The organism is Burkholderia sp. E168m15 (assembly GCF_016586105.1).
Lineage (GTDB): Bacteria > Pseudomonadota > Gammaproteobacteria > Burkholderiales > Burkholderiaceae > Burkholderia > Burkholderia orbicola.
The window spans coordinates 1-11,854 of record NZ_BCPO01000221.1 but is presented as its reverse complement, the minus strand read 5'-3'; the positions used below and the strand labels follow the sequence as shown (position 1 = coordinate 11,854).

The 11,854-nt window shown below is 70.6% G+C and carries 7 protein-coding genes and 1 pseudogene; 6 read left to right on the top strand and 2 right to left on the bottom strand.

The genetic code is table 11. From position 1 onward, the window contains the following. The 3 genes and pseudogenes from JMF86_RS33770 to JMF86_RS33760 form a co-directional block, all read left to right on the top strand. Window positions 1–397 (top strand): annotated as a pseudogene (locus tag JMF86_RS33770) (amidohydrolase); the annotation flags it as partial. Window positions 398–569: 172 nt separating this feature from the next. Next, entirely contained in the window at window positions 570–1,523 is a 954-nt protein-coding gene (locus JMF86_RS33765; RefSeq protein ID WP_011545681.1) for a VOC family protein, read from the top strand. Between the two features lie 14 nt (window positions 1,524–1,537). Beyond that, on the top strand, window positions 1,538–3,004 hold the full coding sequence (locus tag JMF86_RS33760; protein ID WP_011545680.1) for an alginate export family protein: 1,467 nt from the start codon (window positions 1,538–1,540) through the stop codon (window positions 3,002–3,004). Window positions 3,005–3,032: 28 nt separating this feature from the next. Here the strand turns inward: JMF86_RS33760 and JMF86_RS33755 are convergent, their stop codons facing one another. Then, a complete protein-coding gene (locus JMF86_RS33755; RefSeq protein ID WP_011545679.1) occupies window positions 3,033–3,938 on the bottom strand; it encodes a LysR family transcriptional regulator in 906 nt (301 codons plus the stop codon). Window positions 3,939–4,467: 529 nt separating this feature from the next. Between JMF86_RS33755 and JMF86_RS33750 the strand changes: the two genes are divergently transcribed. After that, window positions 4,468–5,514: an MBL fold metallo-hydrolase gene (locus tag JMF86_RS33750; RefSeq protein ID WP_201317368.1), complete on the top strand. Its 1,047-nt coding sequence runs from the start codon at window positions 4,468–4,470 to the stop codon at window positions 5,512–5,514. 24 nt (window positions 5,515–5,538) lie between these two features. Here JMF86_RS33750 and JMF86_RS33745 read toward each other — a convergent pair whose 3' ends face one another. Beyond that, window positions 5,539–6,459, bottom strand: coding sequence for a helix-turn-helix domain-containing protein (locus JMF86_RS33745; protein ID WP_053526121.1), 921 nt, complete (start codon window positions 6,457–6,459; stop codon window positions 5,539–5,541). A 397-nt stretch (window positions 6,460–6,856) separates the two neighbouring features. Here JMF86_RS33745 and JMF86_RS33740 point away from each other — a divergent pair, with 397 nt between their 5' ends. Beyond that, window positions 6,857–9,760 (top strand): winged helix-turn-helix domain-containing protein, encoded by a 2,904-nt coding sequence (locus JMF86_RS33740; protein ID WP_201317367.1) that lies wholly within the window; start codon window positions 6,857–6,859, stop codon window positions 9,758–9,760. 144 nt (window positions 9,761–9,904) lie between these two features. Next, window positions 9,905–11,803 carry an amidohydrolase gene (locus JMF86_RS33735; protein ID WP_374039689.1) on the top strand — a complete coding sequence of 633 codons (1,899 nt, stop codon included), beginning with the start codon at window positions 9,905–9,907 and terminating at the stop codon, window positions 11,801–11,803. Window positions 11,804–11,854: the final 51 nt, after the last annotated feature.

The following is an 11,854-nucleotide window of genomic DNA, read 5'->3' as shown; positions in this document are numbered from 1 at the left end:
ACGCATCGCGGTGGGACAGCTCGCCGACCTGATCGTCCCGGATCGCGATTTCTTCGGGTGCGCGGAGGACGATATCGCCGGCACGACCGCGTTGCTGACGGTGGTCGACGGGAAGATCGTATGGGGCGCGGGGCCGTTCGCGTCGCACGACGCACCGATCCCGCCGGCGATGCCCGACTGGTCGCCGGTGCGCGAGTTCGGGGGCTATGGCGGCTGGGGTGCGACGCAGCGCAACGGCGCGCCGCTGCAACGCGCGGCGGCCGCCGCGATGTGCGCCTGCGCGAACGAATGCAACGTTCACCAGCATGCGCACGCGGGCGCATGGGGCCGCACGTTGCCGACGTCGGACGCGAAGGGCTTCTGGGGCGCGTTCGGGTGCTCGTGCTGGGCGGTCTGATATCGCGTGCCCGCCGCTCGCGACTCGCCGGCATGGGTCCGCACGCTGCCGCTCGCGGTGCGCGTGTTTTTCGCCTGTCGTCCGGGCCGCCCGGATGAGTCGCCTGCATCCCGCTGAATCAGAATCCGCGCGCGGCGCCAGGCCGCGCGCGTCAACATCACGGAGAAAACCAATGAGTTCATTCAACCTGCGCAACCTGCTGCGCATCACCGCCGCGGCGTCGGCCGTGCTCGCCGCGCTGCTGGCCGGCACGCCGGCGCTCGCCGACGAAACCCACCTCGACGACATCGCGTCGCCGGCCGCCGCGGCGCGGTCGCCGGCCATTGCGGTCGGCCCGCAGTACGACACGACGCACGTGTGCGTCGCCCCCGAAGACTTCGACCGCTTCACCGACAGCTTCGTCGCGACCTTCGGCGGCAAGAAGTCGAAGCAGGGTGTGTTCCAGGTCACGCCGACGCCGAGCCAGACGATGTCGCAACTGGTGCTGACGCCGGTCGGTACGATCTCGGTGTTCGGCTTCAAGACGCCGATTCCGTATCCGTTCTGCGAGGAACGCACCGGCTATCTCGTGACCGACATGGACGTCGCGGTGAAGTCGGCGCGTGCGCATGGCGCGGACATCGTCGTGTCGACGTTTCCCGACCCGATCGGGCGCGACGCGATCGTTCGCTGGCCGGGCGGCGTGAACATGCAGCTGTACTGGCACACGCAGGCGCCGAATTACGACGCGCTGCAGACCGTGCCGGAGAATCGCGTGTACGTGTCGCCGGAAAGCGCGAGCAAGCTCGCACGCAACTTCGCCGCGTTCTCGCACGGCAAGATCGTGTCGGACGTGCGCCATGCGCCGGGCATCGAGATCGGCCGGCCGAACGACACGTACCGCCGCATTCGCATCGAATCGGGCTTCGGCAAGATGACCGTGCTCGCGACCGACGGTCACCTGCCGTACCCGTTCGGGCGTGAAATGACCGGCTACGAAGTGGCCGATCTCGCCGCGACGCTGAAGCAGGCCGAAGCCGCGGGCGTGACGGTGCTGGTACCGCCGTTCAAGTCGGACGGCCGCGACGCGGCGCTCGTGCAGTTCCCGGGCGGCTACGTCGCCGAAATCCACGCGCGGTCGAAATGACGGTGCGCCGGCCGATGAAGCGATCGTGGCGCGGCGCGCTGCCGTGCGTCGTGCTGGCGGGCGGCGCCGCGTTGCATGCGGGTTCGGCCGTCGGCGCGGAGGCCGATGCCGGTGTGACGGCGGCCGGCGCGGCCGCGTCGCCGGCTGCCGCCGCGGCGTCGTGTACCGCGAAACGCCCGACGGTGTCGTTCAACCGCTGGCAGGAAGACTGGTCGGTGCTCGCGAATCCGTGCGTGCCGCGCAAGCCGTTCGACGCGCTGAAATACATACGGCTCGGCGACGATCCGTCGACCTACCTGTCGCTCGGCGCGAACCTGCGCGAGCGCTTCGAACTGAACAACGCACCGTTGTTCGGCCTCGGCGCCGCGCACGACGACAATTACGTGATCCAGCGCGCGAACGTGCACGCGGACCTGCGCTATCGCGGGCACTTCCAGGCGTTCGTGCAGTTCGTCGATGCGCGGCCGTTTGGCAAGGACACGGTCGGCCCGGTCGACAAGGATCAGCTCGACCTCGAGCAGGCATTCGTCGCGTACGTCGATCAACTGGGGCCGGGCACGTTCAAGACGCGGATCGGCCGGCAGGAGATGGCGTTCGACTTGCAGCGCTTCGTGTCGGTGCGCGACGGTCCGAACGTGCGGCAGGCGTACGACGGACTGTGGACCGATTACGAAATCGGCAAATGGCGGCTGATCGGTTATGTGACGCGCCCGGTGCAGTATCGCAATGCGGCCGTGTTCGATGACGTGTCGAACCGGCACCTGCGATTCGACGGTGTGCGCGTCGAGCGCACCGGCACGGGGCCCGGCGACCTGTCCGCGTACTGGTCGCGCTATACGCGCGACAACGCGCGCTATCCGGATGCGTCCGGCACCGAGCGGCGCGACGTGTTCGACATGCGCTACGCGGGCAAGACCGACGGGTTCGACTGGGACGTCGAGGCGATGCTGCAGACCGGCCACGTCGGACAGGACACGCTCGGCGCATGGGCGTTCGGCGCGCTGGGCGGCTACACGTTCGCGAAGACGGCCGGCACGCCGCGCATCGGCATCCAGGTCGACGGTGCATCGGGCGACGCGCATCCGGGCGACGGGCGCGTCGGCACGTTCAACCCGATGTTTCCGAACGGTTATTACTTCACGCTCGCCGGCTATACCGGGTACAGCAACCTGATCCACGTGAAGCCGTCGCTGACCTTCAAGCCGGCCAGCTCGGTGACGGTGCTCACCGCCGTCGGCTTCCAGTGGCGGCAGACGACGGCCGACGCGATCTACGGGCAGGGGATGTCGGCGGTGCCGGGCACGGCGGGCAAGGGCGGCGCGTGGACGGGGATGTACGCGCAGGCGCGCGTCGACTGGCTCGTGAACGCGAACGTCGCGCTCGCGCTCGAAGCCGTGCACTTCCAGCTCGGCTCGTCGATTCGCGCACTCGGCGCGCGCAACGCCGACTACGTCGGGATGGAAGCGAAGTTCGGCTGGTGACGCATGGCATCGCTCCGCGCCGCCCGTATCAGGGCTGCGCGCGAGCGAGCGATTCGACGAAATCGATGAACGCGGTCACGCGCTTCGAGCCGCGCTGGTTCGGCAGGTACAGCGCGGTGATCACCGCGCGCGCCGAGCCCGGCGTCACGTCGTATTGATCGAACAACCGTTGCAGGCGGCCGGCTTCGAGGTCCGTATCGACCAGCCAGTCGGGCAGCAGCGCGATGCCGGCGCCGTCGAGCGCGGCCTCGCGCAGCACTTCGCTGTGGTTCGATTTCAGCCGCCCGGTGACGACGACCTGCGTCGTGCGTTGCGCGCCCACGAACGTCCACGTCTGCTGGTCGACGCCGAAATGAAAGCGCAGGCACGCGTGATCGACCAGCTCGCCCGGCGTCGCGGGCGTGCCGTGCGCGTCGAGGTAGGCGCGGCTCGCGACCACGTAGCGCCGGAACGTGCCGAGCGGCCGCGCGACGACTTCCGCGGTCGGCGCGGCGTCGCCGAGCCGGATCGCGACGTCGATCCGGGCGGATACGAGATCGACGCGTTCGTCGGTGAGCTGCAGGTCGAGGTCGAGCTTCGGATGGCGCGCGACGAACGCGGCGACGTGCGGCGCGAGGCGGCGCAGCCCGTAGGCGACCGGGACCGACACGCGCAGCGGGCCGGACGGCGCGTCGCCGCGGTCGGCCACCAGCGCGTCGGCATCGGCGAGTTCGCCGAGCACGCGTTTCGCCCGCGCATAGTAGACGGCGCCCGCGTCGGACAGCGTGACCTGCCGCGTCGTGCGGTTCAGCAGCACGGTGCCGAGCGAGGCCTCGAGCGCGTCCACCGCGCGCACGACCGACGAAGCGGCGAGATCGAGCCGGCGCCCCGCGCTCGAGAAGCCGCCGGCTTCCGCGACTTCGACGAATGCGCGCAGCGCGGAGAATTTGTCCATGGGGTTGTTAGGGCCTGTTCACGCTAATAACGGGCTTGCGCTGGCCCCCAGCAGGGCCGAGCGCAAGGATTGCGACGAAGCGAATACTCGACGTATTCGCGAGGAGCATGACGCGGCGATCGGCCCTGCTGGGGGCCAGCCCCACGAACGATTTTCTCCAAACAGGGGAACGTGCCTTTCCGCCCGCATGGCGGCGTCGTTCGTCGTTGCAATAGCTACGGCTATTGCGCCTCCTCTCTCCTTGCCTGCGCCCGAAGGAAGTCCCCTTGGGGGACGGGCGGAAAGGCACGTTCGCAAGCCCGTTATTAGCGGGAACAGGCCCTTGGGCGGGTTGCAACGTCGCGTTGCATGCGGATCGCATTCTAGCGCCGGCCGGTGCGGCCGCCGCGCGCGCGTGCCGGGTCTTCAGGACAATTCAGGCGCCGCGCGGGATTTTCGCGAAGGCGCCCGATAAGCTGCGCGACATCGCGTGTTGCACGGGTCGCGCCGTTCGTGGCCCGGCGCGCGCACGGTTCGTCACGGAGATCGCATGAAGACCCTGTTCCAACACGCGTGCGTCGCGCAAGCGGCTCGTTTGCTGATCGTGGCCGGGTGCGCAGGCCTGTTGGCGCCTGCGGCGTTTGCGCAGGCCGGCGTGCAGCCCGACGCCTACGCCGATGCGCAACCCGAAACGCAATCCACCACGCCAGCCGCTGCCGCGGGCCGGCAGCCGCCCGGCTTCTATCGGCAGAAGATTGGCGACTTCACGGTGATCGCGCTGTCCGACGGCACCCATCCGTTTCCGGTCGATACGGTGTTCCGCGACATCTCGAAGGACGAGATCCGGCGCGATCTCGATCGCGCCTTCCTGGAGCCGCCCGTGCAAGGGTCGATCAACGCGTTCCTGGTCGATACCGGATCGAAGCGGATTCTCGTCGATGCGGGCGCCGGCACGCTGTACGGCGACTGCTGCGGCAAGCTGCTCGACGATCTGCGCGCGGCCGGCTACGCGCCCGCGCAGATCGACGAAGTGCTGCTCACGCACCTGCACAAGGACCACGTCGGCGGTATTGCGTCGAATGGCGTAATGACGTTTCCGAATGCCGTCGTGCGGGTGAACGCGTTCGAGGCCGCGTACTGGCTCGATCCGGCCAACAAGGCGCACGCGCCGGCGTTCCTCGCGTCGTTCTTCGATGCGGCGGCCGCGGCGGTCGCGCCTTACGTTGCGGCCGGCCGCTTCAAGACGTTTCGCGGCGACGCGACGCTCGCGCCCGGCATTCGCGCGGTGCCGATGCCCGGCCATACGCCGGGCCATACGGCCTATCTGATCGAGAGCGGCCACGCGGGCCTGCTCGCGTGGGGCGACATCGTGCACGTGGCGGCGATCCAGTTGCGCGACGTCGACGCGACGGTCCAGTACGACAGCGATGCCGGCACGGCCCGCCGCACGCGGCGCGACACGCTGAAGCGCGTCGCCGCTCGACGCTATCTCGTCGGTGCCGCGCATATCGCGTTTCCCGGGCTCGGGCATTTGCGCCGCGACGGTGCGCAATACGACTGGGTGCCGGTCAACTACGACGCGACGCCGGTGCGGTGACGGCCCGGCGTGCGGCCATGCCGGTCAGCGCGACCGTGCGCGCCGCCACGCGCCGGGCGGATGACCGACGATCCGCGCGAACAGGCGGTTCAGATGGCTCTGGTCGGCGAAGCCGCACGCGACCGCGATGTCGGCCAGCGTCATGTCGGACGTCTCGATCAGCTCGCGCGCGCGCATCACGCGCTGTTCGAGCAGCCACTGGTGCGGCGTGCGGCCGGTGGTGCGCGAGAACGCGCGGATGAAATACCCGCGCGACAGGTCGCATTCGTTCGCGACTTCCTCGATCGATACACCGAGATCCGCCTTTTCCATCAGCAGTTCCTGGGCGCGCGCGACCTTCGCGGGAGACAGCATGCCCTTGTGCTCGAGCTCGCGCGTGCGCGCGTTGCCGTAGCGGCGCACGAGATGCGCGCCCATCGCGAGCCCGACCTGTTCGATGAACAGCGCGTTCAGCGGGCCGGGTGTGTCGAGGCTGTCGGCCACCGCGTGCGCGAGATGCCCGAGCACCGGGTCGCGCGCATCGACGCGGCACGTGAGGCCGTCGACCGGGCTGCCGCCGTGCTCGGGGCCGATGCGTGCCAGATACGCATGCGGCAGCTCGACCAGCACGAAGTCGAAGTTGCCGTACAGGTCGGCATGGAAATGACGGGAAAAATCGCGAATGTAGATCGAGTGATGCTGGAACCGGCGTTCGCTCGCGCCGGCGCGCCCGTAGAGCGTGCGGCGGTGGCCGCCGGTCAGCGACACGCCGACCAGGAAGCCGCGGTCGCACGCGGGCATCTCGATGCGTTCGACGTGCGCTTCGCGCATGCATTTGCGGTGGAGCTTCAGGCCGCCGGATGTCGTCTCGACATCCTTCGCCAGCAGGCTCGACACGCAGCCGAGCGTGTCTTTTGGCCGCCGCGGAGGCGATGCCACCGGCGCGGCGATGACGGTGTCTGACATGGAATTCCCCAGCGAGGGACTCGGAGCGTGAAATGACGAGTCCAGTTTAGATGCGCACGCGAACGTTCAAAATGAATTTGCATAAACGTCCGCTCGCCATCCTGACAAATTGCTTTCAATGCGTGTGCGCGGTGAGTGTATCTCCCGGCGCAACGCCTGCGCGCGCGGCCCGGCAGAGTATAGCGCCCCACTTTTACACGCAAGTGATCGTGCCGATCGCGTCCGCGCGAAACGCGCGGGCAGCGCATTTTCCTTCAAGATTTTCACGGCATGCCCGTCTACACTCGGTCCGGAATTCGACTTTTTCGTCCGGTGCAAGGGTGCGCCGGACGCGGACTCCTGCCGGGTGAACTGCCGCGTTCATTCGCCAGCCATCCCGAGGAACCCGGAGGCGGCCATGATCCAGATCGGAACTTTGTCGGTGGACTTCGAGCAACGCGACATTCGCCGCCACGGCGCGTCGCTGCGCATCGGCGCGCGCGCGCTCGACATTCTCGAAGTCCTGCACCGCGCGAGCGGTTCGGTCGTGTCGAAAGACGACATCATGGACGCGGTCTGGCCGGGCCTGATCGTCGAGGAAAACCGGCTTCAGGTGCATGTGGCCACGCTGCGCAAGGCGCTCGGCGCGAGCCGCGACCTGATCAAGACGGTGCCCGGGCGCGGCTACCTGCTGGTCGCGAGCGCATCGCCCGGCCCGGATTTCGTGCCCGCGGCCGAAGCGACGGCCGTCGCGGTGCTGCCGGATGCCTGCACGTCGTCGCTGCTCGCGCCGCTGGTCGGGCGCGACGCCGAAATCGCGCAGATCGTCGACATGCTCGAACGCACGCCGGTCATCACGCTCGTCGGCGCGGGCGGCATCGGCAAGACGAGTCTTGCGGTGCGCGTCGCGCACGGCGTGCGCAGCCGCGCGCACGAGCGCGTGCTGTTCGTGGAACTGGCGCGCGCGTCGACGCGCGACGACATGCTGATCGCGCTCGCCGCCGAGCTCGGCCTCGATACGCCCGGCGTGCCCGCCATCGACCGCATCGGCGACGCGTTCGCGACGTCGCGCTGCCTGCTGGTACTCGACAACGCGGAGCACATCGTCGATCTGGTGGCGAGCCTCGTCGAAACGCTGACGTCGAGCGCCGGCTCGCTGCGCGTGCTCGTGACGAGCCGCGAGCCGCTGCACATCTCGGCCGAAGCGGTGCTGCGCATGAGCCCGCTCGCGGTGCCGGACGGCAACGCGTCCGCCGCGGAAATCGTCCGTTGTTCGGCCGTCGAGCTGTTCCTGGAACGCGTGCGCGCGGCCGCGCCGGATTGCGTGGTCGACGAAGCCGGCGTGCGGCTGATCGGCGACATCTGCCGGCGCCTCGACGGGCTGCCGCTCGCGATCGAACTGGCGGCGGCGCGCGTGGCGACGCTCGGGCTCGCGGTCGTCGCGTCGCGCCTCGACGACCGGCTGAACCTGCTGACGGGCGGGCTGCGCTCGGCGCTGCCGCGTCATCAGACGCTGCGCGCGACGTTCGACTGGAGCTACGTGCTGCTCGACCGGGCCGCGCGCGCGCTGTTTCGCCGGATGGGGTGCTTCATCGGGCCGTTTTCGTTCGATGCCGCGCGCGCGGTCGCGACCGAGCCCGGCACCTCGGCCGCGGACATGATCGCGGTGCTCGGCGAGCTGGTGGCGAAATCGCTGGTGACCGTCGAGTTCGATGGCGCGTATGCGCGCTACCGGCTGACCGAATCGACGCGCGCGTACGCGCTGGAAAAACTGCACAACGAGGGCGAATTCGAGCGCATCGTCGCGCGCCATGCGGCGTACGAGCGCGAGCGGGCGGGTGCACCTCCCGCGGCGCCCGTGCTGCTCGCCGACGTGCCGCCTGCCGATGCGCCCGCGCCGGCCGTGGACGAACCGGCGGACGCCGCCGAAGCCGCGGGCGTGCCCGAGCCCGACCGGCTGGCGCGCGCGCTGCTGGAGCCGGCGCGGATGCGCGCGTGCACGGCGCGTGCGCGCCAGGTACTCGACGGGCTGGACACGGACGCCACGGGCCCGGTCGATGCCGCGCGCGAGATGCGGCTGCGGGCGGCCTGCGCGTCGGCGCTGCTGCATACCGACGGCGACGCACTGGCCGCCGCCGCGATGTGGGACCGCACGCTCGGTCTCGCCGCGCACATCGGCGACGACGCGTTCGACGCGCGCGCGCTGGTCGGGCTGTGGAACACGATGCTGACGCTGTCGGACATTCACGAATCGCTGCGCTACGCGACGCGCTTCGAGCGAGCGGCCGAGCGGCGCGGCGACCGGTCGCAGCGGTTGCTGGCCAACACGATGGTCGCGACGTCGCTGCATTACTTCGGCGAGCATGCGCAGGCGCGCGAGCGTCTGGAGGCGGCGACGGCCGAGCTGGCCGACGCGGGCGAACCGCCGTGCGCGCAGGCCGCGCTGGGCGTCGACATGGCGACGCTGGGGCGCACGATGCTGATCCGTCTGCTCTGGATGCAGGGCGAGCCCGAGCACGCGATGCGGGTCGCCGCGCAAGCGGTCGAGCATGCGCGCCGCGACCCGTCGCCCCTCCCGCTGTGCATCGTGCTCGGCGCGGCCGCCGTGCCGATCGCGCTGCGCTACGGCGATCACGACATCACCTCCGACTATCTCGCGACGCTGCGCGCGACCGCCGACGCACACGGTTTCGACATCTGGCGCAGTCACGCGGAATGCCTGACCGGCCAGTTCGACATCCAGGCCGGCCATCCCGGCGCGGGCCTCGCCCGGCTCGAGCCCGCACTGCGGCGCGTCGAGGCGAGCGGCTTCCGGCGCGTGCTCGCGCCGTTGACCGTTGCATACGCGGAGGGCCTCGTGCGGACCGGCCGCGCCGATGAAGCATGCACCCGGCTCGATGCGACGCTCGCACGCTGCCGCGCGCACGGCGAGCACCTGTTCGTCCCCGAACTGCTGCGCGTGAGAGGCGTCGCGATGCTGGAACAGGCGCGCATCGTCGGCGCGGATCTCGCCGCGGCGTACGAGGCCGACGGGCATCGCCATCTGCAGATGGCAATCCAGACCGCGAACGCGCAGGGCGCCGCGATGTGGGCGCTGCGCAGCTCGCTCGATCTCGCCGATCACCTGATCGAGCGCGGGCACACCGCGCAGGCGTCGGCGCTGGTCGCCGGGGTCGCGCGGCACTTCGATCCGCATTCGCGCGCCCACGACGTGCGCCGTTTGCTGCGCGTGCAGAGCTTCGTGCGTCAGGGTGCGCCGCTCGCGCCGTGCCTGACGCGCGCGCGACGCGATACCGCCGACGCGGCGCAGCAGGCGGCATGACGATGCGCGAACCCGGTACGGCCGCGCGGCCGCGCGATCGCAGCATGCATGCCGATGCGAGCGGTGCGGCCGCTTTCCCGCGTTCGACGTGCAGCAGGGCGGCCCGCGCCGCGTCGCACGCAGGCGCGCACCGGAGGCCCGACGGTGCTTAGAGCGACGGAACCCGCGCGTTCGGCGGACCTCGTCGTGTTCAACGGCAAGATCGCGACCCAGGACGAACAGCGCTCGTTCGTCCGTGCGCTCGCCGTGAAGGACGGGACCATCGTCGCGACCGGCGACGATCGCGACGTGCTGCGCCATGCGCACGACGACACCGCCTGTATCGACCTGCACGGCCGTACCGTGATTCCGGGGCTGATCGACGCGCACCTGCAGGCGATCCGCGGCGGCATGAACTTCAACCTCGAGGTGCGCTGGGACGGCGTGCCGTCGCTGGCCGATGCGCTCGAGCTGCTGGGCCGGCAGGTACGACGCGTGCCCGCGCCGCACTGGGCGCGCGTGGCGGGCGGCTGGACCGCGCTGCAGTTCGTGGAAAAGCGCGGGCCGACGACGGCCGAGCTCAACGCGATCGCGCCCGACACGCCGGTATTCGTCCAGCATCTGGCCGACAGCGCGTGGCTGAATGCGGCCGCGCTGCGCGCGCTCGGCTACGGGCGCGACACGCCCGATCCGCCCGGCGGCGAACTGCGGCGCGACCGCCATGGGCGGCCGACCGGGCTGCTGCTCGCGCGTCCGGACCCGGCGGTGCTGGGCGCGGTGCTCGCCCGCGCGCCGACGCTCGATGCGGCCGACCGGGTCAACTCGACGCGGCAGTTCATGCACGCGCTGAACCGCGTCGGCGTGACGAGCGCGATCGACGCCGGCGGCGACGGCCTCGCGTATCCGGACGACTATGCGGCGGTCGCGACGCTCGCGCGGCGCGGCGAATTGACGACGCGCATCGCCTATGCGCTGGGCGCGCGGCACGCGGGCCGAGAGCTCGATGATTTCGCGAAATGGATCGCGCTGACCGCGCCCGGCGACGGCGACGCGTTCCTGCGCGCGAGCGGCGCGGGCGAGCGATTGCTGTTCTCGGCGGTCGATCTCGGGAATTTCCTCGAACCGCGCGTCGAGTTGCCCGCGTCCGTCGAGGTCGAACTGGCGGCCGTCGTCCGGCTGCTCGTGCATCATCGCTGGCCGTTCCGGCTACAGGCGACCTACGACGAATCGATCGGCCGCTTCCTCGACGTGTTCGAAGCGGTGGACCGCGACACGCCGTTCGACGGGCTGCGCTGGTGCTTCGACCGCTGCGAGGCCATTTCGGACGCCAATATCGCGCGGGTCGCGGCGCTGGGCGGCGGCATCACCGTGCAGCCGCGCATGGCGTTCCAGGGCGAAGCCTTCATCGCGCGCCATGGTGCGGCGGCGGCCACGCGCGCGCCGCCGCTCCGCGCGATGCTCGCGGCCGGGCTGCCGGTCGGCGCGGGGTCCGGCGCGATGGGCGCGGCGAGCTACAACCCGTTCGTCGCGCTGTACTGGATGGTGTCGGGGCGCAGCGTGGGCGGCACCGCGCTGTATCCGGCGCGCAACCGGCTCGGCCGGATGGAGGCGCTGCGCCGCTACACGGTCGGCAGCGCGTGGTTCTCCGCGGACGAGCACCGCAAGGGCGCGCTGGTGCCCGGCCGGTATGCCGACTTCGCGGTGCTGAGCGACGATTACTTCACGATCGATGTGCGGCGCATCCCGACGCTGTCGTCGGTGCTGACGGTCGTCGACGGCAAAGTCGTGCACGCGGAACAGGAATTCTCGCCGCTTGCGCCGCCGCCGCCGCCCGTCAGCCCCGCGTGGTCGCCGGTCGCCGCAGGCGGCGCCGCCTGCGCGGCAGACGCCGACGTGCGCGACCGTTCGCATGCGTCGGCGGCGGGCGACGCGTGCGGGGTGCCCGGCGTCGATGCGTGCCGTGCGCGCGGTGATGGACGCCGCTTCGCGCGAGCTCGCTATCCGACGGCAAGTGCGGCCGCCGAGCGCTGCGAAGCCTTCGGCCGCTGCTGCGTCGCGTTTTGAGCGGTGCGTGCCGGTGCGCGACGCGTTGCGCGCCGGGTGTCGCCGTGCATC